Here is a 24345-nt window from a genome sequence, read left to right on the forward strand (position 1 = left end):
GCAAATCAAGGAGTAAATAGTATGGGCAGATATAAATCCGCTACCCACGTATTCTATCGCTATCAGTATCATCTTGTATGGACACCGAAGTACAGATACAAAATCCTCAAAGGTAATCTCGATAAAGAGCTTTATTGCAGTATCGCATTACTGCAATATGAAGAAATGCACGGTGACTGAATTAAAAGCAAATCTACCTCACCCAATCTTTGTACCAGCCTTCCCCCCACTATCCTGCGCCACCTTAATCCCACCCGCCAGCGCCCCATTCATCGCCACGCCAACCCTCACTCCCGCCCATGCCATCGCCCCCAGCCAGAACGTCGGCAACACCAGAAACATCGACCCCATCACCAGATTGATGATCACGTCATCCTGCGTATTCTGGAGCCCGGTCAGATTCCAGCTACTGTGGGTATCGCTGTTGTAGAGCACATCCAACAGCCAGCTATCTAGCCACCGGGCCAGCTCCCACCAGAAGGTGAGGAAAAACAGCGCAAACTGCACAAACGTCAGCGTCATCACCACCTTCACGTCCCATGCCGAACAGAGCGTTATCAGCGGAATACAGATCACCAGCGCCATTTGCAGCAGCGCCTGTACCATCGGTAGCGCCTGACGCACGCTGTCGAATGCCGGGAACGCCGCTATGCTGCCGAGGATATTTCCGGCGCTGGATGCCAGTCGGGTGGCGGCATTGGTTATGGTGCCATCGATATTGCCGCCATAGCCGGGATAAACGCGCCCGTTCTGCGACACCTGCATGTTGCGTTCACTGACCAGCGAGCGCAGCACGGCCTCTTCATACACCGTCTGAGGCTGGCCGACTTTTTTAAATGCCGTCCAGATATCCGGGGTCGGGAGTTGCAGGAGCCGGGCTTTCAGCCCAACGGTGTCGTCGGCCCACCACTGTTTACAGGTGGGGTAGCCGCCCACGCCAGTATCGGCCAGCCCGGCGTCTCGTGATGCACTGTACGGCCAGGCGCTGTGTGGTGAAAGCGCATGGTCGGTATCGTAGTAACCCGCCGTGTTGAGAAAGTATGCTGATCCCAGCCAGGCCGTATCGTCACTGGTGTCATCATCCAGCTCTCCGGCGCGGAATTTCAGGCGGGCGCGGGAAGGGGCGTAACACTCCTCAACGAAATCCCGCAATTCCTGAGCCAGAGACGGATCCTTAATGCGGGTGTGCTGTACCTCAAAGCGGATCTGACGCAGATCCGGCTGGCAGGGAAGGGTGGCAACCGTTGCGCTGGTGATACCTTTGCTGATCACATGAATAAAATACCACCAGACCGGGACGGCGGCGGTTTTACCGCCCAACGAGTTTATAATCGGTTGATAGCCGGTATCGGCGGGCTGAGGCACCGACATGCCGCACTGCTTTGAGCGCGTGGTGTCATATTTGATGGTATCGAGGTCGATGTTCAACATTGGCACGCAGGTGAACATAATGACCAGCAACGAGGTGTACATCAGGTGCTCGGTCCATATCAGGGACAGCGCAGCTTTGTTGCCTTCATCCGCACCCTGACTTCTGGCCTGTAACCACAGCGCCAGCAGCTTAATCAGTAGCGGCAGGGCGAATAATCCGGTGGCGCTGATCGCGTTCCACAGCCCGTTATTGACCACCCAGCCGAGCAGCGTCAGAAAGTATTCCAGATAGCTGTTGGTCGTCACCGGAACACCTCCGGCACGATTTCGTTGAGCACAATCAGTACGATAAATATCAGCGCGATACGGCGGATTGCCGGACGATGTGGCGGTAAGCGGTCATACAGATGCCAGCCCACACCACAAATCACACCGTATAGCATTATGCGCCAGGGCAGCAGGTCGCTGCGGTTAATCTGCGGTGTATTGTCAGTAGCCAGATAAAACATCACTGCCATGCAGACCAGAATCAGGGTGCCGGAGAGCATCAGCCGTTTCATTGCATATCCCCGCCAGTGGGTTTGCTGAGATCGTCCACCCGTTTGTCGGTGTCGTCCTCCACGCCGACAGCCTGACCTTTGGTCTTCGCACGCGTTGTCTGACGCTCAAGGATGGTGAGGGCCGCGTTATCCGCCAGCGCTTGGCGCATATCCAGTTCCAGCTTAAGCTGCGACAGTTCCTGGTCGAGCTGGGCGGTGGTCTGGGTCAGCGCGGTTTGTGCCTCTTTTTCACCGGATACATTGGGTTCGCGCATTCCGGCCAGCAGCGTGCGCCGGGCCATCAGCGCCTGCTCCATCACGCGAGAAAGCGCCAGTTCGCCGGAGAGCCGCTGGATCAGTACCGCAGCATCAGGATCGTCGCGCAGCGCCTCGATAACGCCGCGCGTCAGATGCAGCTCGCCACCGCTGGCCTGTGCCAGTGTGTCATCGTTAACAGGCTGGCTGCGGTTCACCATATCGATAATCAACGGCTGGATCTTATCCTGTTCTTCCTGAATCAGCGGCGTCAGTCCTACGCCGGATTGTGCGCCGCTTTGCTGGCTCGTATCGCCGGACTGATCGTTATCCGGGGCGACGTTAATGGTCTGCTCGCCAACCACCCGAGTCAGCCATTGCGCAGCGTCGTCGGGTTTGCTCCATACCTGGCAAAGTTCACCCTGACAGTCGTTGCCGGATACCGAGCTGGTGCTGGTTGCGCTGCGATTATTGAGGATGTTGTAGCCTGCAACCGTCGTATCGCGTATCAGTTTGATGGGCGGCTGGCCTTTACCGCCGCGATGTTCGCCGCCCACCCAGCGTTTGCCTTTCTCTGCCGCTTCTTCAGCAGCTCTCTGGTCGGCGCGAACGGCGTCTTTTTCGCTGGCCGCAATTCCCTGATAGTTCTCCGCCTGGGCGCTCTGCGTCCATGCCGGACCGAGTGCGTAATCGGTCATTTTGCCCGCCATTTTCTGACAGCTTAGCAGCGATTTATCGAAGTCGAGCCGTCCCTGAAGCACACCGTTGGTCAGCAGATCGTAGAGCTGGGGATTGGCACGTTGGATAACCATCGCGGGCAGGCTGGCGACCGCACTGGTAGCACTTTCGATGACTTCTCCCATCAGTTGCTGGAAACCGTCCGTCACGCCGTTGAGCTGGTTGCGCACCGTGGTGTCGATATCGAAATTGCCGCACATCATATCGCTGTTCCAGCTTATGCCCGCCGTCAGCGGAAAGGTGTTGCGCCGGGTTGGCGGTGGGGAGATGGCCGCGCCACCACCGATGCGGTAATACATCCAGTCGCTGATTGCCCCCTGTTGCTGATACTGATATTTATCAGCCGCCGGGGCGAAAAAGGCGACGAACAGAAGACACCAGGCTGAGCGCATAGTTAACCTCCGCTGCTGCCAAGAAAGGTCTGCCCACGGCGTGGGCAGCATTTATAGGGTCGCCACAGCGTCCAGGCATATGCGCCATCCTCCGCCAGTTTATCGGCGTAAGAGTCGGTGGCGGAGCCATCCGGGAAGATGGTGCAGGAGGCGGATTTTTTAGGAACCAGCATCTGCCACTGGTGGTTATTGCTGTCGCCTTCCGTGACCGGATCCGGAGGCCAGTAGCCATCGTGTGAAGAGGCAGTCAGAGGAACATAAACATGCGGCTGACCATTGCGCGTTACCAGATCGGCTGCGCGTTGGGCGATGACTGCCCCGGCCTTGTAGTCATGCGTCTGGCTGAGCGCCCCAGCTCGCGGGTAGATATTGCCCCACATATCGCCGTCTTTGCTGACTTCGCGCAGTCCTGGCGTTAACGCCTCCGGGTAGAACATTTCCGGTACTCCGCTACGCCAGGCGAGCGCATCCAGCGTGCTGAGAAAGTAGGGGAGAAAAGGCTGTGACGATGGGGCGCAGACGTAGCCAAATTGGGAGAAAAAATTTGCCAGCGCATCACCAGCAGGGAAGCCAATTGCATCGGCATTTTTAAACCGGACTTTACTGTGCTGGCCGACGGCGCGAGGGTTGGTATCGCCACCGGCTTCGGCGATACCGGGCAACGGCGAGCTTAACGGCGACATCTCAATCCACGGGTTTTGCCCGGTCACGCTGTAGGCCGACACCACCAGGTCCGGGCGAAAATGTCTTACTTTCAACGAAGTACGCACCGAGCAGCCAAACGGTGAACAAAAAAGCCAGTAGCAGACGCCCACGATCTGGTAATGCACACATTCCGGTGATAGCGCGGAAGCGGCGATTTCTGGCGTGGTGATGGCCTGTGCGAGGCTGGACAGACACAGTATTGGTATGAAGAACAATCTACGCCTGAACATGTTTCCTCCGCGACACGATGAATACAAAATGGTGTACGCGGAGGAAGCATTTAGCGCAGTAAGAAATTCAATACTGCCTGGTAAAATATACTGCTGTAGTTATCGCCGGGAGCTACTTTCCGGCTCCAGTGCGCCGATAGTCGGTGGTGTTCCGATAGCCTGATTTAAAGCATCGTGTGCAGGTGCGCCAGTGACTGCGATCCCCGCATTAATGGCCGGTGAGCCTGGTTGCGGCAAATAGTCTTGCCAGCGAACGTTTTCTGGTCCGGGATTCGCCAGCATAGGGTCATTGATTAACGCATAACTGTCAGATGGCATTACCGGAACATTGTAATAGAGATTGTGATCGCCAGTAATGACGGAGTCGTTGTAATCCCAGACGGGAGGAACGCCTGAGCCATCACCCATCAGGATGTTGTTAGTCAGCTTAAGCTCAACTGCGCCATCGTTGGTTGCTCCTTCTGTCAGAATGAGATGGGCGCTGGTTGTGTCTGGCGGCAGCAAAATAGTGTTGTTGTAGATCTGGCCGTTAATCACGCCGCCGCTGCATACCTGGAAGGTGCGGGTTCTGTCCGCCACGGACAGGTTATAGCGGATTACGAAGTTGCGCGATTTGCCGGGTACATCGTACCCATAGGGACAAAGCAGGAAAAAGCCGCCTTCATTACCCGAGGAAATATTGTACTGATAGACAATGCCATTCGTTGAGTGATCGACATCGTAAGACATACCGTCCTGTGTGGTATGTCCTCCTGAAGCGAAATTGTACTGGTAAACGATATTGTCGCTGTTGGCCGACCACATTCCGGCATTTGGTGAGCCGGAGCGCATATTAAAACCATTCAGCACGTTGTATTCCACCGTGCTGTCCGTACTGGTCATGGGCGCGATGCCATCGCCACCAATGTCAGAAAGCATATTGTGGCTGATATGGGTATTGTTGAATGGCTGCCACTTCGCAGTACATAAACTGTACCAGAACTCGACCAGTTCCGGGCGCTGACACCAATTGGACCAGGTGTAGATACCCTCGCGATCGACGGCGTGAATAATATTATCGCTGATATCCAGCCCGCTAAACCAGGTGGGCTTGGTGTTACCGAGCGCCTCCACCACAATGCCGCCGGAAGCATGGGCATATTTGCCTATGCTGCTGTCCGAAGGATTTTTTGTGGCTGGCATTTCTCCACGGACGTCATGAATATTCAGGTGCTGAAGGCGGATCCCCTGGTGTTCTCCACTATCGGTGGCACTAACCCATAATCCCCGGCGGGGGGATTTTCCATCACCGCTGGCCGAAAGTTCCAGATTCTGTACCGTTACCCAACTGACATCTGTCATGTGGAAAGCCGCTTCGTTGCCGTTTGCTTCTATGCGAGGTAACACCGTTCCTTCGCCCCAGGCATCATAGATAACTGGGGCATTCTCTGAGCCGGAAGTTGCGGCGACCACTTCGCCATTACAGGTAGTGCCACGGCGAAACAGTATGCTGTCTCCCGGATGCAACTCATGGTTGTTAAGCGTACTGATCGAATTAATGGGATTGCTGGCGGTGCCATCACCGTTAACGGTAGCGGAGCAATCTATATAAATTGACTGTGCGTGGAGGGAAAACGAAAATAACAGCGTGAGTGCCGTAAAGAATAACCTGTACCGCAGATTACTCCCCTTATACCGGCTGATATTCTTTGATAGATAAGTTGTCATGATATTAGCCTCATTTCTGAATGAATCGGGGTAATAAAACTGGCTGTTAATCATTAACAAAATTAAGAAAGGGATATTGCCAGACAGACCACACGGTGCCATTTGCTTACTGTTTGATACAGATGGTAAATTTCGGGTATGAAACGACGTTTCTGCTCACGAATGTGGTAAGAGTCACAAAATTATCAATTTTGATATGACAGTTGTTATAAGCATTTTGGTCCTTTGTTTTTTACCATTCCCGCACACTGTTCTGCGTCGTTGTCGTCGGAAAACAGTGCCTCTGTTTGATGATGCTTATTAAGGTGGCGGCAATGATTAAAACACATGACACCCGATGGAATGTGATCCTCTGGGGATTCTTTTTCCTGTTCTATTACTACAACTGGTCTTCCTGCTTTTTGTTTTTACCCATGTGGCTAACCCGAATGGTAGGGCTGGATAAAACGCATATTGGTATGGTGTTTTCTTCCTTCGCCGTGGCAGCGATTTGCTTGCAACCGCTACTGGGCTGGGTAACGGATAAGCTGGGGCCGAAAAAACACCTGCTATGGCTGATCGTTACCCTGATGGTGCTCTTCGCGCCGTTCTTTATCTACGTGTATAACCCGCTGCTGCAAAGCCATTTTGCGATTGGGCTGGTGGTGGGCGGTCTGTATCTGGGATTTATCTTCCACGCGGGTTATGGCGCGGTGGAGGCCTTTGTCGAGAAGGTCAGTCGTAATCGGGGATTTGAGTATGGCCGTCCCCGGCTGTTTGGCTGCTTTGGATCGGCGGCCTGCGCCACTATCTCCGGCATTCTGTATGGCTTCGATCCGACATGGATTTACTGGATCGGGTCGGCGCTGGCTTTGCTGCTGGTGGTGATACTGCTGGTTGCCCGTTCTGAGCCATTGCCGGGCATTGCAGCGGAGCAGGTCCGTCAGCAAAAGGTGAGCGTGCTGGAGCTATTTAAACTCCGTCGGTTCTGGTATTTCACATTATATGTATTAGGCGTGGCCTGTATTTATGATGTTTTCGACCAGCAGTTTATTAATTTCTTCACTCGTTTCTTTGACCATCAGGAACAGGCGGCAAGAGCATTCGGCTATATTACGACTGCCGGGAATCTCGGCGATGCCGCCGTAATGTTTTTTATTCCGCTGCTGATTAATAAATATATTGGCAGCAAGAATGCATTATTAATTACTGGTACCATTATGACGATTAGGATCGTTGGTTCCTCCTTTGCCACCGGACCGATTGAAGTGCTCTTCTTACGGATGCTGCATAATTTTGAAGTACCTTTCCTGCTGATTGGTATTTTCAAATATATTACTGACGTTTTTGATACTCGCCTGTCAGGGACTATCTATCTGGTGGGCGTGATGTTTATCAAGCAGTCCGCCGCCATTGTTTTATCTACCGTTGCAGGCCACCTGTACGACACCATCGGCTTCCATAGCACCTATCTGATCCTCGGCAGTATCACTGCCGCGTTCACTCTGCTGTCCGCTTTCCTGCTGACTTCGACCCCACGCCAGAAAACGGCGGGCGCCTGCGCACCTGCCACACTCTAAAGGAGAGAACATGATGCAACCGAATATTCTGGTCTTTTTCACCGATCAACAGCGCTGGGATACGGTGGGCTGCTACAACCCTGCCGTCAGTACTACCCCTGTGCTGGACCAGCTTGCCCGCGAGGGCGTGAAGTTCGAAAACGCCTTTACCGTCCAGCCGGTCTGCGGCCCGGCACGTTCCTGCCTGCAAACCGGGCGTTACCCGACGCAGAACGGCTGTTACCGCAATAATATCGCCATGCGACAGGATGAGGTGACGCTGGCGAAGCTGTTCAATCAGGCAGGGTATGACACTGCCTACATCGGTAAATGGCACCTGGCGGATCTGGATGAAAAACCGGTGCCGGAAGAACTGCGCGGTGGCTGGAAATACTGGCTGGCGGCAGATGCGCTGGAACATACATCGCACCCTTACGGCGGTCACTTTTTTGATAACGATAACCAGCCGGTGTATTTCGATGGCTACCGGGTGGATGACCAGACCACATTTGCCCTCGATTACCTGAAACAACGCCCACGGGATAACCCGTTCCTGCTATTCCTCTCTTACCTGGAGCCGCACTTCCAGAACGATATGGCGCGTTTTGTCGCCCCGGATGGCTACGCCGAACGTTTCCAGAGCGCAGCGGTGCCGCCGGATCTGATTAACCGCCCCGGCGACTGGCCGCAGAACCTTCCTGACTATTACGGCATGTGCCAGAACCTTGATGAGAACCTCGGGCGTATTGTCGATTACCTGAAGGCCAGCGGTGAATACGACAACACGATTATCCTGTTTTTCAGCGATCACGGTTGCCACTTCCGCACCCGCAACGATGAATACAAACGCTCATGCCATGAGTCCAGTATTCGTATTCCCTGCGTGGCGCGAGGCGGGCCATTCAGCGGCGGCAGGACGGTGGAGCATCTGGTGACGTTGCTGGATATCCCGCCCACAATGTTAAGCGCCGCCAGCATTACGGTGCCGGATGTCATGATGGGGCGTGATCTGCAAACCGCCCTGGATGCTGAGCACTGGGACGAAGAGGTGCTGATCCAGATTAGCGAATCGGAAGTCGGGCGGGCGCTGCGCACGCCGCGCTGGAAATATGAAATTGTCGCACCCGGCAGCGATCCGTGGAATGAGGCAGCCGCAGAGATCTATGTAGAGAGCCAGCTTTATGACCTGCTGAACGACCCGTGGGAGCGCCAGAACCTGATTGCCAGCCCGGAACATGCGCGGATCCGCGATAAATTACGTCAGGATATTGGCCGCAAAATGACAGAGATTGGTGAAGACCTATCCGTCATTGTTCCGGTGGAGTAAGTGATGACAGCATGGATGATTGCCGCACTCTGCGGCTGTGGTATGGCAACCAGCCTGCTCTCGGCGCTGTTTGGCGTCGGGGGCAGTATCCTGCTCGTGCCGGTGCTGCATCTGCTGTTTCCGCAATGTGCTGTGCAGGTGCTGGCTGCGACGTCCCTGACGGTGGTGATGCTGAGTGCGTTGATCAACATCTGCGCCTTCTGGCGGCAGGGTATCCGCCTGAATACGCGGCTGCTGGTGCTCTGGTCGCTGGGGATGGCTACGGGAATGCAGGCGGGCGTGTACGCCAGTTTTTTGTTGTCGGATAAGGTGCTGCTGATGTTGTTTGCGCTGGTTCTCGTGGGGCTGGCATTACGCTCTGGATTTTCGCCCCCGACAACTCAGCAAAACGTACAACCGGATAACCGGACGCGCAGCGCCGGGATGTTGTTGTGTACCGCCGGTGGTGCCGTGGCCGGGTTAACCGGGCTGGGCGGCGGTTCCGTGCTTGCTCCGCTGATGTCGCAGATCTCCGGGATCCCGCGCCAGCATATCGCTGTGTACTGTAACTGGATGATGGTGTTCGGCAGCGCCGGAACGGTGGTCAGCTATCTGTATCGCACGGCACCGGATACCGGTGCATTGCCACTATCGATGCAGTTTGGTTACGTCAATATGGCTATTGTGGCCGTGATCTTTCTCTGCACGCTGGCGTTCCAGCCTGTCAGCATGAGACTGCGTACTCTGCTGCCGGAATGCTGGCTACACCGCGTTTTCTCCGGAGTATTGCTGATGATTGCCACGTTGATTCTGGTGACGCTATGAAACACGTTTTCCATCTGATGGCAAAACCTGCGGGTTGGCGCTGCAATCTGGCCTGTGATTACTGTTTTTACCTGGCAAAAGGGCAGGGGGTGTTGCGGGATACCTGCGGACAGCGGCATATGTCCGATAAGGTGCTGGAAACGTATATTCGCCAGTACATCGCGGCATCGCCCGGCACGGAGGTGAACTTTACCTGGCAGGGCGGCGAGCCCACGCTGGCCGGGCTTGATTTTTATCGCCGGGCCGTAGCGCTCCAGCAACGCTTTGCCGGGGATAAGCGTATTACCAACAGCCTTCAGACCAACGGGGTGCTGATTAACGACGAATGGGCGGCATTTCTGGCTCAGCATCGGTTTCTTGTGGGGATATCGCTGGATGGCCCGGCGCATCTGCATAATCATTACCGTAAGACGGGCAGCGGTAAGCCCGTGTTCGATCAGGTGATGGCGGCGCTGGATACGCTGAAGCGTCATCGTGTGGAGGTGAATATCCTGACCGTGGTGAACAACGTGACGGCACAGGCTCCGCTGGAAATTTACCGCTTTCTGACGCGTGAGGTGGGGGCTGAGTTTCTCCAGTTCATTCCGGTAGTGGAGCATGATGCGCAACGTGGGCTGTTGCCCTGGTCCGTGACGGGGGAATATTACGGGCGGTTTATGATCGCCATCTTTGATGAGTGGGTGCGTCATGATGTCGGGCGGGTATTCGTTCAGCTTTTTGATAACACGCTGGCGGCGTGGCTGGGCGAACGTCCGGCGATATGCGTAATGCAGCCCACCTGCGGACGTGGGCTGGTGGTTGAGCAGAACGGTGATATCTACAGTTGCGACCACTATGTGGATGCGGAGCATCGGTTAGGCAATTTGCTACAGCAGCCACTGGAAAAGCTGGTTGCGGGTAAAGCACAACGGCGATTCGGCCAGCAGAAAGCGCAGCTCCCGGATGATTGCCATCGCTGCCCGTGGCGCTTTGCCTGCCAGGGCGGTTGCCCGAAGCATCGACTACACGAGCGGCTGAATCATCTTTGTGCCGGATATCGCATGATGTTCAGCCATATGGATCCGTATATGACCTATATGGCGCAGCAGATTCGTTTGCAGCAGTCTCCGGCAGGGGTGATGACGGTGGTGGATGATATTGTGGCTTATGCCAGTAATGCTGCCAGTCGCTCCGGATGACATACATGCAGACGGCGCTGCGAATCGTCCAGTATCCCGGCCAGTCTTAATTCCTTGCTGAACCGTAACGCTGTCTCTGTCTCACACCCCGCAAATTCCGCCACTTCACGCCACGTCCAGTCATAACCGGGAAAATAACTCGTCAGATACCAGAGGCTGCTCAGTACCCGGTGACGGGTGCGGTAACGGGCTATCCAGGTCATGCGATGCTCTGCATCGGACAGACTTGCCACCACCTGATTTAACAGAAACTGGACGAACTGCGGATGATGGCGCAGGAAATCGCTGTTGGAGTGAGGAATGACGTGGCACAGCGATGCTGTCTGCAAAACGCAGGCGTGGCAGTGGTAGAACTCAGAGCCAAACAACCCCAGATAGCCAAACCAGTCCCCCTGTTGGCAGGCGCGAACCAGCATCTCTTTGCCGTTTTCCAGCGTGTGGTGTAAACCGACGACGCCATGGTTGAGATACCAGAAACCACATATGGGTTCTTCTTGTAGATAGATTTTGCTTCCTGCTTCACGAGCGATAGGGCGTAGCAGGGCATGACGGGAAAAGTGGGTAGAGTGGAAAGAGGTATGATTGCGCACCGGAGCTGTGAGAAACGGCATTTCTGCTGGCGGTGGAATGGCAGCCTGCTGAACCTGGACAGCAGAGGGTGTGTCATGGAAGCTGACGTCTGAAATGATCATAACCGACACCTGGCGGGGAGCGGATTTTTCGGTTGCCGTAGTTCGCCTTTTTCCTCATAGCGGCTAGGCCAGATTTTTGCTGGGTGAACGTTGAGTGCGCGAGCAATCAGCCATTCGCCTTTCGGCCAGGGACGTGAAAGCGCATTCGCCAGAGTGGAGGAGGCCAGCCCCGCTTCCCGCGAGACCGCTGCCATACTGGTGCCGCGCTTGTGCAGTGCGGCGATGATGTCGGCTGGGTGCCAGTCTTGTTTAGTCATTCCTGTTACCTCATTTGTGGGCTATGAGTCACATTAGAGTATGCTAGCACGCTTTTTATGTGACTTATAGTCCGTGGAACAATAGGCAACAAAGATTGATGCTGGTCTTATGGAAAAGACCGGATCAATCAAAAAACTGCTAGGCAACCGAATCAGGCAACTTCGTCGGGAGACGGGGCTGTCTCAGGAAGACTTTGCCGACAAATGCGGTATTGATCGCTCATACATGAGTGGAATTGAGCGCGGAGTACGGAACCCTACACTTGAAATTTTGTGGGCAATCTCTGGTGGTCTGGATTTAGATCTTAGTCATTTGTTTATGTTCGAAACAAATACTAAAGAAGAAATAGAAACCACGCTTTGTGACTCATAGTCCGTGGTCTGATAGACGTCAACACGTCATCTTTCTTGGATGAAAAATTCATCCAGTATTCAGGCTCTTTTTGGCGCACACCTTAAAAAGCTCAGGTTACAATCAGGCTTATCTCAGGAAGCATTTGCTGACAAGTGTGGCCTAGATCGCACGTATGTGAGTGGGATTGAAAGAGGGGTCAGAAATCCTACCCTTGAAGTGATCAGTGTCCTTGCGGCAGGGCTAGAGATTGAAATTAGTAAGCTTTTTGAGTTTAGTTAACTAATGTTATAGGTCATTTAATGATTCCTTTTCTTAGGAAACATACTGCCAAAAAGTGACTTGATTCAATCAATTGCCTGTTAGATTCTCTGATAATGTCTCCTGCAAAGGGAGAATGCTATGTCAGAAAGTCTGCACACTAATGCCCCTCAAACGTTACCTGACGACAGGGAAGAACTTTATCATCTTGTCTGGCGCGAGCCTGCTGAGCTAATCACTTCCCTCTATAACATCAGCCAAGAACAACTAACAAAACGATGCGCTGAATTACGAATACCGAGACCGCTCGCCGGATTCTGGAAGGCGCTAGCGAAAGGAACTGCACCGGCGGTACCTGCTTTGCCTGATTTGAAGAGTGGCAAGGTAGAAAAATCCCCCAAAAAAACTAACCAGTCCATTCCTCCTTCCACAAAAATATCATCGAAAGTAGCAGCGCCAGCACCGCGAAAGCGAGCAAGGACAGCGGGTAGTGGCTATGCACTGATCGATGATCTCAAAACTTACCTTCCCGTCTCTTCCGTCACAAAAGACGGCTACTACAAACCAACGAAAAAGAAGCTACTCGATCTGAATGTTTCAGAAACGGGCTTCAACAGTGCTATCGATTTTCTGAGTCAGTTCTTTGCTACACTGGGAAAGCAAGGTTATTGGGTAAGGTTAGCTGAAGGAAATGAAGGGCTTCATTGTCAGGGCATAGATATCAAAGAAGACCCAAAAGAGGGCGGTTTACGTTATGACAGTTTATGGCGCCCTTATTCAGCCAGCATCATTTGCGTTGGGGATATGTTGTTTGCCTTTAGCCTGGCTGAAATGACGGAATATGTTCCGGCAAAAGAGGTTAATGGCCGATACATTCGCGATGAAACGATAATCCACTGGATGAGGGGGAAGGATGACAAGCCATTTCGCTTTGTCGTTAAACATACCTTACCGACCGGACGATTTCTGCTACAGCTTTACTCGCCATATTCATCAACAAACTGGCAGGTGCAATTTCGACAGGCAAACCAATGTGGGCTTGTAAGCCAGATCCCGAAGATTATTTCTGCGATGCGTGATGCTGTTCCGCTGATTAAGAATCAGTTGGAAGAGGCGAGAGTCAAAGCTGAAGCCCGGCGGATCCAGTGGGAACTGGATGAGAAGAGATATCGGGAAAAGGAGCGAATCAGAAGGGAAAAAGAGGCATACAACGCCAGCTTAGCCGAACTGGAAGCTATTATAGTGCAGTGGGCAGAAGATAAGCGTATAGAACAGTTTTTTCGTGAAGCAGAAAAGGATGTGGCGAGTCTTAATGAGCAGCAGAAGGTACAGATTATGGAACGCCTACAACTGGCCCGCCAATTTTTGTCGGAGCATAGGGCCGTTGAGCGGTTGCTGAAATGGAAAACACCGATGGAGTTGTTAACAGAAAGATAGCTATATAGATGCTGTTCTTGTTGAATTACGGTGTTTTCCTTTGTCTTTTGTGATTTCTGTGAAAGATTTTGTGAGTGAAGGCTATGGAAATTAATTTTTAGCCACATATTATGCGTGCTTGATTACTCATGGGAGATTTTTAGATTGATACCATAGCTAAAAGTTCTTTGTTCTGAGATGGGAATAACTTGTATTTTTCTGAGAAAAATAGCATGAACAACTTATTTATCTTAAGCACTATTTTTGTAAATCCAGACTTCCAGGCTCCAAAGTTGGCTGCGTTAAAACTGCTTGCTGGTGATGGTTGTTTTTGTGTTTGAAAATACTTAATAGATTCTGCATGAATATGTTTTGAATAATTTTTCCATTCTTTTGATATTTGTTCTATTAGAGTCTCAATTTCTCCTTTCAACGGTTGTTGACTAAAGTCCGGGTAGTCTTTAATATATTCTTTTAACTTGTCGTGTTTAATTACAAAGTCACCAGTTCTCCATTTTTTTAGCTCAATTGGATGTTCGTAGAAGTAGAGTAATTGTAATGATAACTCTATCATACTACGCAAATGCATATTAGCTGTTCGATATAATCCCATTGATGCCAAATAATAAGATGAGTTAACATCTTGGTGCAATTCGTCAAATATTTCATCTAGTTCATTAATGCCAATATGATTCACGCCATCCTTCCAATTTTTGAAAATAAGAGTGCTCCAATATATATTAAATATGTCGATTGTTTTTAAATGTGTCAGTGTTGAATCAGAAAAGACACTAAAATCTTTCTTGTATAAATCATAGTCAGAGTACGCATTGATTACTACTTTTTCTCTGCTCATTCTATATATCCTTAAGCATTTTTGCCCACTCTTCTAAATCATTATAATTAACTGATTTAGAATGTGTGGAGGTTATTTTATATTCTTTGTAATGTCCTGTTGAAATTAAATCCCTTAATTTTTCTTTTAGAATATTTTTGAAAGCTTCATCTTTTTCTGCCCTCTTTATAATTCTATTAATTGTAACTTCACGAGAGGCATTTTGTGATTTAAACTCAACACCAAGATTAAAATTGGAGAAATATATAATATCTGAGATTTTTGGAAATAACTGTCTATTGTTAAGTATTTCTTCTAAGATTTTAAATCTCTGGTTATCAGAATATTCAGGCTTTATATTGTTTAACTCAAGGAAGAACTTATAATTCTTAATAAAAAGTTTAAGGTAAGATGTGTCCAACCCCAGCTTCTCATATTTTCTTATGCTTTTTAAGACATCTTCTAGCGTAGCTAAGTTAATATCCATTAAACACTCTCCAATTGTTTTAGCATTTCATTAACAACAGTTTTATATGCCGTTACTCCTGTGGCATTAGGGAATATTAGCCTTGCTGGAGAACTTGCACTGCTTGCCTCGCTTAGTTTAATGTTTTTAGGCACAATGGTTTTAAAATCATATATACTAAAATCTGTACATATTTTCCTTATTTTAGGCATGAATTCATTGTGAAGATTAACTGAGTTCTCTACCCGTGTGAATAAACAACCTAAAAATGAAACATCAATGTTTAGGTCTCTCTTCAAACGATCTACCCGATTCTTAAGTAATGGTAGTCCAAGAAATGAGTAAAAATCAGGTATTATCGGAACTATGATGTAATCAGATGCAACCAGTGCATTTTGAGGTGCCAAAGTTAAATTTGGCGGGCAATCAATTAATATATAATCATATTCGCTCTCTAAACGTGAAATCTGACGAGATAGAATCAATTCTCTGCCCGGTTTAGCGCTAAGATCCAAATCTAGAAACGTCAGCCCCAAATGCGAAGATATGAGGTCTAATCCTTGAATTTCTGAAACATTTTTTATTACTGCATTGTTGATATCATATTCGGCGTCTCTACTTGAAAGATGCTTATTCATACCTAAAACATCTGCAATAGTGTTAGCCTCTATTTGATCTTGCCAAACGTCATATTTGATAAATGAAAACGTGGCATTTGTTTGAGGATCTATATCTATAATTAAAACTCTTTTCCCATGGTCCTTAACTAATATAGTTGCAAACTCAACTACGGATGTTGTTTTACCAACACCACCTTTCATATTTATGAATGATATAGTCTTCATCGCATTCCTTCTGTTAACAATTAGTTAAACACTACTACGAACATGATTTGTATGTTTTTTGTGCTTGCTTTTATGATTTTAATCGCAGTTAAATTAGCTGCTATATATCAGTTTTTCAATGATTTTTTGTGAAGTTATCAAAATAAAGTCTGGAGGAATTTTAATTGAATATGCGATAGTGAGCCACAACTACTTCGGGTAGGTACTGTTTTTTTAACCAGTTCCTGAGGCGTTTTGTGTATTTAAAGGAGAGATAAACAGCGCTTAAATTTACTGTCAGTGTTACTTGCTGTCCCAAAGCTAGCTGCTCAACTTGATTGAACTGGAGTGTTAAAGCGAGCAGGTACAAATCAACTTATGACAAAACACCTTGCTGCCACCCTCATCGCCGCCTCCAGCTCACTGCACCCAAACTCCCGCATAATTCGCATTCGCTCTGCCTTCTCGTGTTTTTCCGTCATTCCCAATGCCAGCCACAGGGAAGGGGAGACCACGCGAAACAGCGCCTCCACACGCGGTGAAAGCACCACACCTTCGGTATATTTCCCCGGTGCTTTGGTAGTGCTGAGCAGGAGCTGGCGCTGTTCCGGTGTCAGAGATTTGAAGCGGCTGACCTGCTCCACTTCCTCGGGCGGCATCACCAGCAATTCCCACCACTCGATCATATTGAGCAGCTTTTTCGCATCGTCCGGGAAATCACTCAGGTTCTGCGTTGCCAGCCACAGCCAGATCCCCAGCTTGCGCCACATTTTTGAGCCTTTGGTCAGAAACCGCGCTAGTAGCGGGTTGACGGTGATGATATGCGCCTCGTCGGTGATATTAACGATGGGCCGGGCCAGATGCTGGTCGCGTTCACCAAGGTTGTTGATATGGTTAATCAGCGAGATATAGGCGATCGCCAGCTGCGCTTCGTACCCTTCGCGGGCAAACATCGCCAGATCTACCAGGGTGATATCCGCCTCCGGCCACGCCTCACCCTCTCGGTTAAACAGCTCCCCTTCAAACCCGGAACAGAACATATTCATCGCTTCACCCATCTCCCACAGCCGGTTACGGCGGGATTCCGGTAGCGTCGCATCCTGTGCCAGCGTAAACAGGGCATCGCGGATATCCTGCGTCAGCGTCTGTCTTTGCTCGAGGGCGGTAAGCCGGGCGGCATGGAGAATCGCTTCGCGGATCAGCGCCCGGTCGGAGCGAGTCAGACGGGCATCCTCTTTCAGCTCGCCGCCGGTGATCATCAGGCGGGCCGTGATCTCCATTTCGCCCAGCAGATCGCGCAGTTCGTTATCGGCGTCTTCAGGGGCGTCATCATCCGGTTCTGCTGAAGGTACATCGCTTTCCGCCAGTTTCCATGCGTCGGCAAACAGCGGCAGCGTGATGCCGGAGCCGGGCTTCAGGCTGATTTTATTCACCGTCAGGCCATGCTCGCGGGCGTAATCGGCCATCAGCCCGAACGAGTTGCCTGCCTCGACGATAAACAGGCGTGGGCGGTGCAGCGCCATCAGTTGTGCGATTTTGGCGTTCAGGGTGGCGGATTTACCTGCGCCGGTCGGGCCGAGCAGCAGCAGGTGACCGTTCTGGGCGCGATCCTCGCGGTTGAGCGGATCCCAGCACAGCATCCCGCCGCCCCGGTTGAAATAGCTGACGCCCGGATGCCCGGTGCCGCTCTCGCGACCAAACAGCGGCAGCAGGTTGGCGAGATGCTGTACGAAGCTGAAACGAGTGTAGAGCTGGCGTTTGTCCCGCGCCGGGTCGAAGCACATTGGTAGCCAGCGTAGCCACGAACTGAGCGGGGAGAGTTCGTCATTTTCCTGTACCGGAACCATACCCGCATTCAGCAGCAGGCTGTTCAGACTGCGCACGCGTCGGGTCAGTTCGCCGTTATCCGGGGCGGAAAGATAAAACGCCAGCGCGCTGCGGTAGAGTTTGTGGCCGTCCTTCAGCCAGTGGCGTACCTCCTGACAGTCTTTTTTGGTGTACTCCGATTCGACGTTCTCGCCGATGGCGCGGTCGCTGAGGCGGCTTAAGTGTTCTTCCAGCCGGTCCTGCGGCCAGACAACGATGGTCAGCGCCATAATCACCCCTTCCGGCAGCAGATCGAACAGCGCGTTAATGCCGTCGCCGCGTGCCGACTCTCCGGTCATATGGCCGACGGTGGGCGGTTTACGCAGCCTGTCCAGCACAATGACCTTATGCGGACGCTGGTCGAACAGCCATGTTCCCTGCGTGGCCTGCGAGCGAGGTTCGCTGCACAGCAGGCTCTCGGCAAAGTCGTGCAGCTCCGGCGTGTCATCCTGCTGCGCCATCTGCTGCCAGAACTCCCGGGGTGAGTCGGCTATTTGCGGGGCGGGGTTAAACCAGCGCAGCAGCCAGTGGCGAATGGCTTCACATTCCAGCCTGCGGACGTGAATGCCCGCGCCCGCCAGCGCAGAGATCACCCGTTCGCAAACGGTGTTCAGCGCCTCTTCCTGCGAGTCTTCCAGCGGATCGCGGGATTTGGCGGGTAGCCAGCGGTAGATCACCATCCGGGTGTGGCGTTGCTGAACACGCCAGCGGGTATGGCTGACCGCATCGTCCTGGAAGTAGCCCTCCGGGCGGGAAACCGCGTGCAGATGGTGCTCCATCTCGTTCAGCCAGGCGCGGGTAAAATCAGAGTTCCGTGCTTCCGGTGTGGCGTAGTCATGCAGTGCGGCCAGCCAGCTTGCGGTGTCGTCTTCGTCCTGGCAGTAAAACTGCACCACCCACGGATGGCGGTCGTATTCCGTGAAGCTGTCCTGAATCGCGTCCTTCAGGATATCGCGCAACTCTTCCAGCCTTGCCGGGGAACGACCTTCGGTACCGAATGGTGTGATGTCATACACCGCGCCGACCGAGCGCCCGTCATCCAGCAGCAATGTTTTGCTTTCCGGCTGATACTCAACCCACGGCAGAAAATCGACGAACGACGCGCCTTTCTGGTACAGGCTGTCCACCATCCGTTCGGTCAGGGTGCCGCTACGCATCATCACAGCGGATCGGTCCGCTCGCCGGGCAGGGCGTACTGCACCCGGTTATAGAAGGGGAAGACGGTGGTGTAGCCCGGCACCGGGACGCCTTCGCTGCCTGCCAGATGGGGAAAGATATACATCTCCAGATCCGGATTCGGTAGCCGCCGGAACAGCGCTTGCGTGGCATTGCTGTCGCTGTGTGCGGCCTGCTGCTGCGCGGTCATCGTGGCGTCATCAAGTGGGCGACGCAACACCGAACGTGCGTCGTACAGCGCCTGCGCATCGTTATTCTGTCGGCCCCAGATATTCAACATGGTGGTGTTTTCATTTACCGGCAGCAGCGTTTTCTGGTCGGTGCTACAGGCGGTTAACAGTAGCGATAACAGCAAAATCAGGATACGCATCAGTCCAGGTCTCCAGTGCGATCACCCGACTTGCGGTAGTTCACCCGCCGTCCGTCAGGCTCGTAGTCGATGGCTAACTGGCGGGTGATATGGATGGCAACGGCCTGGCCGGGCGGCACATAAATGGCGTCGAACATCTGGCCGTAGCGTTGTTTAAACCAGTCGGCGCTTTCCTTCAGTCCACCGCCCAGCGCCTGTCCGAGCACGTACTGCCCGCTGTCGCCCGTCAGCGCGGTGGTGACGGAGCCGTCTTCCACGGTGGAAGTGGTCTGGTTGTTCGCCAGCGCTTGCGCGGCGGCGGACGATCCGGCCAGCAGGAACTGTGAGCCGATATATTCAGCGGCGTTGGATTTGCGTTCGCCGGGGATGCAGGGCAGGCCGTGAGGATCGGACAGCCAGCCGATATTGCCTTCGGTGCCATTTCCGGTTTTGTCGCCTTCGGCGGGTAGCGTGCGCACTGTACCGTCGCGAAAGACAAAGGTGATTGACGTTAAGCTGCCGCGCACGCAGGAGAGGGTCCAGTCGCCGGTGGCGCTGCCGGAGATCACCGCGCCTTCAATATCGGGCAATTCGATGCCGTTGGCGGTGAGGTTATCGCGGCCAATCAGTACCTTGAACGGATAGGGGTCGGTGACGCTGCCGTTAAGCGGAATGCGTCCCAGCAGCGCGGTCATCGCCACCGAGCCGATTAAGGTGCTGTTCTGCGGCAGGGTATAGACCGGTTTGACGGCGGCGGGCGGTGGTGTTTCTGGTTGCGGTGCAGTGTTCTGCATGGAGGAAGGAAAGGCCAGAGCAGGTTGCAGTGGACGACCATTTTTATCGGTTGGCAGAGCATCGGCGGGGGCTATCCAGCGCAGCGGTTCGCCGGAGGCTGCTTCCGGTTCCTCAATGCCCAGCCCGGCCAGCGAGTCGTCCGTTGTTCTGTTGCCCTTAAGCTGCTGGATCTGCGTTTGTAGCGAGTTGAGCAATTCGTTTTGCTGCTGTGAGGTGCTGGTTTGCTGGCGGTTTATGGCCTCGTTGATGCGGCTATCGGTATTCTGCTCGCGCTCACGCAGGCGCTGATTTTCCTGCACCAGTGCGGCGTTGCTGGCCTTTACCGTTTCCAGCTCCTTGCGCCAGAGTTTCATCTGGCCGACCAGCGTGGCGACGGTATCGGCGGGCGTGTCGCCTTCAATCCCCAGCGCTTTCAGCTCGTCGTGGCTGAGGGGCGTTGCAGGTGCAGAGGATGTTGACGGTGTGGTTTTGCGATCCTGACAGGCATGAAACAGCAGGACGCTGCCCGCCAGCAGGATGAGCGGCGTCAGAACCCGCAGCAGGATATTGGCCTGAAGCTTCATTTTTTCTTCTCCGGCGCTGGCTCTGGCAGAATCGCCTGTTCAGGACGATGATTGTGGGTGATGAGATAGAGCACGGTAGTGTCTTCGGCGCTGCCCGCAGGCCCCAGCCAGCGATGCTGGAAGGAGGCGGCGTAAAACCGCCCCTGAAGCTGGCGCGGATCGAGTTCCAGCCGGGTGGTGCTCTTATTCTGAAGCCGGATCGCCGCCAGATGATAAGGATCCAGCCGCCAGCCGCCGATCGGTATGGCGCTGACGGGGAGCGCGGGTAGCAAAGTGGTGATGGTTTTTGCCAGCCGCACGCCTTCGGGCTGAACGCCCGGCAAAGGCTCCACGGTGCGTAGCGGGGCATATAACATCTGCGCGGCATAGCGGGTAAGCGCGACCGGAAGCGGCGTGGAGGGTTCTGGAACTGCATCGGGCTTCGCATCAGGCGTTTTCTTCTCTTCGCGGACAATGCGTATCGGTTCCCTGATGTGCTCGCCCTTGCTGGCGGAGACGTCCAGCAAAATCAGCTCACCGTTCTCTGTGTCCTGAAGTTGCAGTCGGGTAGCGGCAAACGGCTGGCTGGCAAGCAGGTACAGCGTGCCGTTGCTGCTCTGAATGCGCAGCTTGCCTTCCAGCGCGGCGGGATAACCCACCCGGACATTGCGATCCACAAAGATGATCCGTTCCTGCCCGGTGTTCAGCGCCACCGGCAGCGGGATGCGCTCCCATTTCACCAGTTCGACGGCGTGCAGGGGCAGGGCAACCAGCAGGATTAGCAGTGGGCGGACATTCATGGTTTAGCCGCCTCCAGCTTCTGCGGTGGCGAGGAGAAGCAATCTAGCGCCAGCCCCCACGGATTTTTCTGCTGATCGATGTTGTAGCGCAGTACTTTGATGGGATAACGGACCATCGCCCGCTTAACGGGTTCAGAGTGGAAATACTCATCGACGGTCAGATCCAGCGTCACAATCCAGTTATCGCGGTCGAGGATCTGCACCTGATTATCGCTGAATCCCCGACCGGGGATTTCATACACCCCGCGCACCCGGTCGCGTAGCTCGCCGTTTTGCAGGCGCTGGTGAAATTCGCGGTCAATCTGGCTGTAGCAGCCGGGGGTAAGATAGGCCCGTAGCGCACTGAGGTTGCGGGGATAATCGGCCTCGCCGTTGGTCGGCCAGCGGTTAATCTGCTGAAACACGGAAAACGCGAAGGCGTACACCGTGGCAGGCGGCACTTCCCACCACGGACGCTGGCTGGCGGCGCGGAGATCCGGCGGCAAATAAACGGTGAGCTGGTGCGGGGCGCTGTACCAGCCGAATCCCATACCTGATGCCAGCAGGAATAACGCGATCAGCGCAATATGCAGGGTGCGGATATGCGCATCCCGCGCCGCCAGCGCGTGCTTAAAGGCGCTCATCGTCGGCTCCGGCGAATAGCCCAGACGCCATCGTGCAGGACAAAACGCTGAGCGCCGATACCAAAGCGGGCTAGTTTCAGCTCCAGCGCCCGGTACAACCAGCTCTCCGGGCGTCCGCGTTTTAGTCGTGCCAGCCAGCGCCCGCCGCAGAGGATCGCCAGCGTAGCGCCGGGCAGGGCGCTGCCGGGGATAAGGCTCCAGTTTCGCGACAGTATTGCCGGAATGGTTCCAGTGATTGCGCCGGTAGTCAGCCCGACAAGCAGCGCTATCAGCAGCTCGCTGACCGTCAGGCCGCGAAACACCGCAGGCTCGCGGTTTAACCGTTCCGGGAGAAAGGGGATAGTGCTCATGGCTTACAGGATGTCCGAGGCCTGGTTGAGCAACCAGATGGTGATCACCAGCAGAACCGCACCGACGCCCGCCATTGCACCCAAATCTTTCCACTGCTTACGCCCGCCCTGAATTTCGGAGTAGGTGGCGATGCAGTTGTTGGCGACCACCAGAAAGCCCACGGCACATATGCCCAGCGTCATCAGGATCACGATGTCATAGCCGTAGTTCTGCAACGTCTCCATGATGCCGTCGCCCTGACCGCGTGAAGGATCTTCCATCTCTGGCAGATCGGCATATGCAGGCAGAGCCGGGAACCACGGCAGCCATCTGAAGATGCGTTTTTTCATTTTGCCTCCTGAAATCCGCTAACTCAGTACCAGCCAGAAGCTGACCAGCAGCAGTAAAATTGTTCGCCCGCCGATGCTGCCCAGCATTCGCCAACTTACCCGTGCGGTTGCCACACCCCGGTAGGCATCATTCAGCACCCAGACCACCCACAGCAGCAGGAAGGCGCTGAACAGGCCGAGCGTCACCAGGCTGACAGCATCGGGCTTCACCAGACTGGCAGCCTGGAAAGCGCTGATTTGTTCAGGGGTCATGGCGTGGCTTTTTCCTCACGATATTGTCCGAACAGCGTCGCTGTATCTCGCGGCTGAGCGCGGGCAGGGGTGAGGTAATGTTCAATCCCGCTACGCAGAGTTGTGATATCGCCGCGGATGCGCGGATAGTCGAAGTAGTAACGCTCGTTGATGCTGGTTCTGGCGCTTTGCTGGGCGCGGTGGAGCGAGGCTTCGATTTGGTTAAGCTGGTTGAGGGACAGGGTTAGCTCTTCGCGCTCGGTGAGGGGGGAAGCAAGGGCAGAACATATACCTGATAATATAATAAAGAACGAAATAAAAAATCTATTCATATCTGCATCCTGAAACAGTTGCTTTTCAGGATGCAAATTTTGCTGGTTGGCAGAAAGGGGGAATTGATTATTGCGTGACTAAAATTTTTATGGATGTCTGCTATGAATATCCGCTATCACTGATAGGTAAAATGCTTCCTCCTTCACTTTGGATTGTGTGAAATCACTACCAAAATTCGAATTGATATGTACGCCAACGCTTTCGAGGAGTTCTACCTTGACAAGGAGGCGTTTGATATTTTCCTCTGGGCATTGAGATGAGTCGAGAAAACAGGAAGGTAAGTAATAAGTGATGTTATTATTTATGCTTATTTCTGATTTTTTTAGAAATCTATTTCTTTCTCTGGATGTTAACAACCACCAAAGATCTATTTCCATAAAATCCAAAGTTAACCCGATGATATAGATATCTCTGAGGAAAAAATTATCTATCCAGCTGTATTCCGTTGTGATGGTTTTTTTCTTGAGTCTGCTGGTTAATGGCTTTTGGTCATAATCTTCCTTCTTATAATGGCTCCCGGTGATTGTATAGTTCCTCATACCTTGTAGGTGGCCACTGTAGTGCTCATAACCAAGAGTGATTGAGTTAGGGACAGTAATGTCACCGTGGATATGCCAGATTTTTTTGCTACCTAATATATGATGCCTGAATACGTTGTAGCGCTGCTCCTTGATGATTCCTGCATTGCGAAGCTGCGTTGACCCTGTTTTCTGAATTATGGAATCCTCAAATGCAAGATCGTAATTTGTTGTCATTATATTCTGGCACTCGAGGTTGGTGATTGCCTGATGAATAGCATTAGGTTTTATTTTTGCAATCTTTTCAGCAATAAATTCTTTAACTCTACTTTCTGTATTGTTTTTACCGTTACCTTTGAGAAGGTTAAAGTAAATTTCTTCATATGCTAGAGGAAAAGGTTTGTTTTGTGTATTAACATTTATCGAAAATTTATCATTGAGACTCTCTAGTACATCATTCCAAGAGTACCCGTGGGAGAGATTATTGATGCCGTTACCAATAAGCAGTGAATAGTCGTTCATCTAACTTCCTTTTTATAAAGAGA

The 24345-nt window shown here is 52.6% G+C and carries 27 protein-coding genes and 1 pseudogene; 8 read left to right on the plus strand and 20 right to left on the minus strand.

The window, feature by feature from the left end:
• Window positions 1–21: 21 nt before the first annotated feature.
• A pseudogene (locus tag AC07UY_RS14270) lies at window positions 22–229 on the plus strand (transposase); the annotation flags it as partial.
• Here AC07UY_RS14270 and AC07UY_RS14275 read toward each other — a convergent pair.
• The 5 genes from AC07UY_RS14275 to AC07UY_RS14295 form a co-directional block, all read right to left on the minus strand.
• Window positions 199–1677, minus strand: a complete 1479-nt coding sequence (locus AC07UY_RS14275; protein ID WP_494701402.1) for a conjugal transfer protein TraG N-terminal domain-containing protein — start codon at window positions 1675–1677, stop codon at window positions 199–201. The pseudogene AC07UY_RS14270 and the gene AC07UY_RS14275 sit on opposite strands and share 31 nt — an antisense overlap.
• Window positions 1674–1931: a hypothetical protein gene (locus tag AC07UY_RS14280; RefSeq protein WP_494701401.1), complete on the minus strand. Its 258-nt coding sequence runs from the start codon at window positions 1929–1931 to the stop codon at window positions 1674–1676. The genes AC07UY_RS14275 and AC07UY_RS14280 overlap by 4 nt, the downstream gene beginning before the upstream one ends.
• On the minus strand, window positions 1928–3295 hold the full coding sequence (locus AC07UY_RS14285) for an integrating conjugative element protein (protein ID WP_494701400.1): 1368 nt from the start codon (window positions 3293–3295) through the stop codon (window positions 1928–1930). Before AC07UY_RS14285 ends, AC07UY_RS14280 begins: the two co-directional genes overlap by 4 nt.
• 2 nt (window positions 3296–3297) lie before the next feature.
• Window positions 3298–4230, minus strand: coding sequence for a TIGR03756 family integrating conjugative element protein (locus AC07UY_RS14290; protein WP_494701399.1), 933 nt, complete (start codon window positions 4228–4230; stop codon window positions 3298–3300).
• 99 nt (window positions 4231–4329) lie between these two features.
• Window positions 4330–5937, minus strand: a complete 1608-nt coding sequence (locus AC07UY_RS14295; RefSeq protein ID WP_494701398.1) for a pectate lyase — start codon at window positions 5935–5937, stop codon at window positions 4330–4332.
• A 314-nt stretch (window positions 5938–6251) separates the two neighbouring features.
• Here AC07UY_RS14295 and AC07UY_RS14300 point away from each other — a divergent pair, with 314 nt between their 5' ends.
• From AC07UY_RS14300 to AC07UY_RS14315, 4 genes are read left to right on the plus strand one after another with little or no spacing between them, the layout of a single operon-like run.
• Window positions 6252–7496, plus strand: coding sequence for an oligosaccharide MFS transporter (locus tag AC07UY_RS14300; RefSeq protein ID WP_494701397.1), 1245 nt, complete (start codon window positions 6252–6254; stop codon window positions 7494–7496).
• 13 nt (window positions 7497–7509) lie between these two features.
• On the plus strand, window positions 7510–8802 hold the full coding sequence (locus tag AC07UY_RS14305) for a sulfatase family protein (RefSeq protein WP_494701443.1): 1293 nt from the start codon (window positions 7510–7512) through the stop codon (window positions 8800–8802).
• Between the two features lie 3 nt (window positions 8803–8805).
• Window positions 8806–9606, plus strand: coding sequence for a sulfite exporter TauE/SafE family protein (locus AC07UY_RS14310; RefSeq protein WP_494701396.1), 801 nt, complete (start codon window positions 8806–8808; stop codon window positions 9604–9606).
• Window positions 9603–10784: an anaerobic sulfatase maturase gene (locus AC07UY_RS14315; RefSeq protein WP_494701395.1), complete on the plus strand. Its 1182-nt coding sequence runs from the start codon at window positions 9603–9605 to the stop codon at window positions 10782–10784. The genes AC07UY_RS14310 and AC07UY_RS14315 overlap by 4 nt, the downstream gene beginning before the upstream one ends.
• Here the strand turns inward: AC07UY_RS14315 and AC07UY_RS14320 are convergent.
• Entirely contained in the window at window positions 10751–11476 is a 726-nt protein-coding gene (locus AC07UY_RS14320; RefSeq protein WP_494701394.1) for a Crp/Fnr family transcriptional regulator, read from the minus strand. The genes AC07UY_RS14315 and AC07UY_RS14320 overlap by 34 nt on opposite strands.
• Window positions 11473–11733 (minus strand): helix-turn-helix domain-containing protein, encoded by a 261-nt coding sequence (locus AC07UY_RS14325; protein WP_494701393.1) that lies wholly within the window; start codon window positions 11731–11733, stop codon window positions 11473–11475. The genes AC07UY_RS14320 and AC07UY_RS14325 overlap by 4 nt, the downstream gene beginning before the upstream one ends.
• Window positions 11734–11842: 109 nt before the next feature.
• On the opposite strand from AC07UY_RS14325, the gene AC07UY_RS14330 reads away from it, so the two are divergent.
• From AC07UY_RS14330 to AC07UY_RS14340, 3 genes are all read left to right on the plus strand, one after another.
• Window positions 11843–12106 (plus strand): helix-turn-helix domain-containing protein, encoded by a 264-nt coding sequence (locus AC07UY_RS14330; RefSeq protein WP_032170344.1) that lies wholly within the window; start codon window positions 11843–11845, stop codon window positions 12104–12106.
• Window positions 12107–12145: 39 nt separating this feature from the next.
• Window positions 12146–12367: a helix-turn-helix domain-containing protein gene (locus AC07UY_RS14335; protein ID WP_001805387.1), complete on the plus strand. Its 222-nt coding sequence runs from the start codon at window positions 12146–12148 to the stop codon at window positions 12365–12367.
• A 120-nt stretch (window positions 12368–12487) separates the two neighbouring features.
• Window positions 12488–13783, plus strand: coding sequence for a hypothetical protein (locus AC07UY_RS14340; RefSeq protein ID WP_494701392.1), 1296 nt, complete (start codon window positions 12488–12490; stop codon window positions 13781–13783).
• A gap of 139 nt (window positions 13784–13922) precedes the next feature.
• On the opposite strand, the gene AC07UY_RS14345 is transcribed toward AC07UY_RS14340, so the two are convergent.
• The 13 genes from AC07UY_RS14345 to AC07UY_RS14405 form a co-directional block, all read right to left on the minus strand.
• Complete coding sequence (locus AC07UY_RS14345; protein WP_494701391.1) at window positions 13923–14618, minus strand: DUF5677 domain-containing protein; 696 nt, start codon at window positions 14616–14618, stop codon at window positions 13923–13925.
• Between the two features lies 1 nt (window position 14619).
• The gene (locus AC07UY_RS14350) at window positions 14620–15084 is read right to left on the minus strand and encodes a hypothetical protein (RefSeq protein WP_494701390.1); all 465 of its coding nucleotides are present in this window, start codon (window positions 15082–15084) and stop codon (window positions 14620–14622) included.
• A complete protein-coding gene (locus AC07UY_RS14355) occupies window positions 15084–15908 on the minus strand; it encodes a ParA family protein (RefSeq protein WP_494701389.1) in 825 nt (274 codons plus the stop codon). The genes AC07UY_RS14350 and AC07UY_RS14355 overlap by 1 nt, the downstream gene beginning before the upstream one ends.
• Window positions 15909–16258: 350 nt before the next feature.
• The gene (locus AC07UY_RS14360) at window positions 16259–18913 is read right to left on the minus strand and encodes a conjugative transfer ATPase (RefSeq protein WP_494701442.1); all 2655 of its coding nucleotides are present in this window, start codon (window positions 18911–18913) and stop codon (window positions 16259–16261) included.
• Window positions 18913–19299 (minus strand): TIGR03751 family conjugal transfer lipoprotein, encoded by a 387-nt coding sequence (locus tag AC07UY_RS14365; RefSeq protein WP_494701388.1) that lies wholly within the window; start codon window positions 19297–19299, stop codon window positions 18913–18915. The genes AC07UY_RS14360 and AC07UY_RS14365 overlap by 1 nt, the downstream gene beginning before the upstream one ends.
• Complete coding sequence (locus AC07UY_RS14370) at window positions 19299–20636, minus strand: TIGR03752 family integrating conjugative element protein (RefSeq protein WP_494701387.1); 1338 nt, start codon at window positions 20634–20636, stop codon at window positions 19299–19301. Before AC07UY_RS14370 ends, AC07UY_RS14365 begins: the two co-directional genes overlap by 1 nt.
• On the minus strand, window positions 20633–21415 hold the full coding sequence (locus tag AC07UY_RS14375) for a TIGR03749 family integrating conjugative element protein (RefSeq protein ID WP_494701386.1): 783 nt from the start codon (window positions 21413–21415) through the stop codon (window positions 20633–20635). Before AC07UY_RS14375 ends, AC07UY_RS14370 begins: the two co-directional genes overlap by 4 nt.
• The gene (locus tag AC07UY_RS14380; protein ID WP_494701385.1) at window positions 21412–22038 is read right to left on the minus strand and encodes a PFL_4703 family integrating conjugative element protein; all 627 of its coding nucleotides are present in this window, start codon (window positions 22036–22038) and stop codon (window positions 21412–21414) included. The genes AC07UY_RS14375 and AC07UY_RS14380 overlap by 4 nt, the downstream gene beginning before the upstream one ends.
• The gene (locus tag AC07UY_RS14385; RefSeq protein WP_494701384.1) at window positions 22035–22388 is read right to left on the minus strand and encodes a TIGR03750 family conjugal transfer protein; all 354 of its coding nucleotides are present in this window, start codon (window positions 22386–22388) and stop codon (window positions 22035–22037) included. Before AC07UY_RS14385 ends, AC07UY_RS14380 begins: the two co-directional genes overlap by 4 nt.
• 3 nt (window positions 22389–22391) lie before the next feature.
• Entirely contained in the window at window positions 22392–22718 is a 327-nt protein-coding gene (locus tag AC07UY_RS14390) for a TIGR03745 family integrating conjugative element membrane protein (RefSeq protein ID WP_032650030.1), read from the minus strand.
• A gap of 18 nt (window positions 22719–22736) precedes the next feature.
• Window positions 22737–22970 carry a TIGR03758 family integrating conjugative element protein gene (locus tag AC07UY_RS14395; RefSeq protein ID WP_032650028.1) on the minus strand — a complete coding sequence of 78 codons (234 nt, stop codon included), beginning with the start codon at window positions 22968–22970 and terminating at the stop codon, window positions 22737–22739.
• Window positions 22967–23281 (minus strand): integrative conjugative element protein, RAQPRD family, encoded by a 315-nt coding sequence (locus AC07UY_RS14400; protein ID WP_494701383.1) that lies wholly within the window; start codon window positions 23279–23281, stop codon window positions 22967–22969. Before AC07UY_RS14400 ends, AC07UY_RS14395 begins: the two co-directional genes overlap by 4 nt.
• An 87-nt stretch (window positions 23282–23368) precedes the next feature.
• Complete coding sequence (locus AC07UY_RS14405) at window positions 23369–24322, minus strand: SIR2 family protein (RefSeq protein WP_494701382.1); 954 nt, start codon at window positions 24320–24322, stop codon at window positions 23369–23371.
• Window positions 24323–24345: the final 23 nt, after the last annotated feature.

The organism is Citrobacter sp. GW821-FHT02E08 (assembly GCF_059421685.1).

Excerpts from the sequence above, each read along its gene's own strand:
- AC07UY_RS14290 (WP_494701399.1), bottom strand. The coding sequence starts at position 4,230 with ATGTTCAGGCGTAGATTGTTCTTCATACCAATACTGTGTCTGTCCAGC.
- AC07UY_RS14345 (WP_494701391.1), bottom strand. The coding sequence starts at position 14,618 with ATGAGCAGAGAAAAAGTAGTAATCAATGCGTACTCTGACTATGATTTA.
- AC07UY_RS14320 (WP_494701394.1), bottom strand. The coding sequence starts at position 11,476 with ATGATCATTTCAGACGTCAGCTTCCATGACACACCCTCTGCTGTCCAG.
- AC07UY_RS14395 (WP_032650028.1), bottom strand. The coding sequence starts at position 22,970 with ATGACCCCTGAACAAATCAGCGCTTTCCAGGCTGCCAGTCTGGTGAAG.
- AC07UY_RS14305 (WP_494701443.1), top strand. The coding sequence starts at position 7,510 with ATGCAACCGAATATTCTGGTCTTTTTCACCGATCAACAGCGCTGGGAT.
- AC07UY_RS14340 (WP_494701392.1), top strand. The coding sequence starts at position 12,488 with ATGTCAGAAAGTCTGCACACTAATGCCCCTCAAACGTTACCTGACGAC.
- AC07UY_RS14400 (WP_494701383.1), bottom strand. The coding sequence starts at position 23,281 with ATGAATAGATTTTTTATTTCGTTCTTTATTATATTATCAGGTATATGT.
- AC07UY_RS14280 (WP_494701401.1), bottom strand. The coding sequence starts at position 1,931 with ATGAAACGGCTGATGCTCTCCGGCACCCTGATTCTGGTCTGCATGGCA.
- AC07UY_RS14335 (WP_001805387.1), top strand. The coding sequence starts at position 12,146 with ATGAAAAATTCATCCAGTATTCAGGCTCTTTTTGGCGCACACCTTAAA.
- AC07UY_RS14355 (WP_494701389.1), bottom strand. The coding sequence starts at position 15,908 with ATGAAGACTATATCATTCATAAATATGAAAGGTGGTGTTGGTAAAACA.
- AC07UY_RS14360 (WP_494701442.1), bottom strand. The coding sequence starts at position 18,913 with ATGATGCGTAGCGGCACCCTGACCGAACGGATGGTGGACAGCCTGTAC.
- AC07UY_RS14330 (WP_032170344.1), top strand. The coding sequence starts at position 11,843 with ATGGAAAAGACCGGATCAATCAAAAAACTGCTAGGCAACCGAATCAGG.
- AC07UY_RS14365 (WP_494701388.1), bottom strand. The coding sequence starts at position 19,299 with ATGCGTATCCTGATTTTGCTGTTATCGCTACTGTTAACCGCCTGTAGC.
- AC07UY_RS14315 (WP_494701395.1), top strand. The coding sequence starts at position 9,603 with ATGAAACACGTTTTCCATCTGATGGCAAAACCTGCGGGTTGGCGCTGC.
- AC07UY_RS14385 (WP_494701384.1), bottom strand. The coding sequence starts at position 22,388 with ATGAGCACTATCCCCTTTCTCCCGGAACGGTTAAACCGCGAGCCTGCG.
- AC07UY_RS14295 (WP_494701398.1), bottom strand. The coding sequence starts at position 5,937 with ATGACAACTTATCTATCAAAGAATATCAGCCGGTATAAGGGGAGTAAT.
- AC07UY_RS14350 (WP_494701390.1), bottom strand. The coding sequence starts at position 15,084 with ATGGATATTAACTTAGCTACGCTAGAAGATGTCTTAAAAAGCATAAGA.
- AC07UY_RS14405 (WP_494701382.1), bottom strand. The coding sequence starts at position 24,322 with ATGAACGACTATTCACTGCTTATTGGTAACGGCATCAATAATCTCTCC.
- AC07UY_RS14375 (WP_494701386.1), bottom strand. The coding sequence starts at position 21,415 with ATGAATGTCCGCCCACTGCTAATCCTGCTGGTTGCCCTGCCCCTGCAC.
- AC07UY_RS14325 (WP_494701393.1), bottom strand. The coding sequence starts at position 11,733 with ATGACTAAACAAGACTGGCACCCAGCCGACATCATCGCCGCACTGCAC.
- AC07UY_RS14300 (WP_494701397.1), top strand. The coding sequence starts at position 6,252 with ATGATTAAAACACATGACACCCGATGGAATGTGATCCTCTGGGGATTC.
- AC07UY_RS14370 (WP_494701387.1), bottom strand. The coding sequence starts at position 20,636 with ATGAAGCTTCAGGCCAATATCCTGCTGCGGGTTCTGACGCCGCTCATC.
- AC07UY_RS14380 (WP_494701385.1), bottom strand. The coding sequence starts at position 22,038 with ATGAGCGCCTTTAAGCACGCGCTGGCGGCGCGGGATGCGCATATCCGC.
- AC07UY_RS14390 (WP_032650030.1), bottom strand. The coding sequence starts at position 22,718 with ATGAAAAAACGCATCTTCAGATGGCTGCCGTGGTTCCCGGCTCTGCCT.
- AC07UY_RS14310 (WP_494701396.1), top strand. The coding sequence starts at position 8,806 with ATGACAGCATGGATGATTGCCGCACTCTGCGGCTGTGGTATGGCAACC.
- AC07UY_RS14285 (WP_494701400.1), bottom strand. The coding sequence starts at position 3,295 with ATGCGCTCAGCCTGGTGTCTTCTGTTCGTCGCCTTTTTCGCCCCGGCG.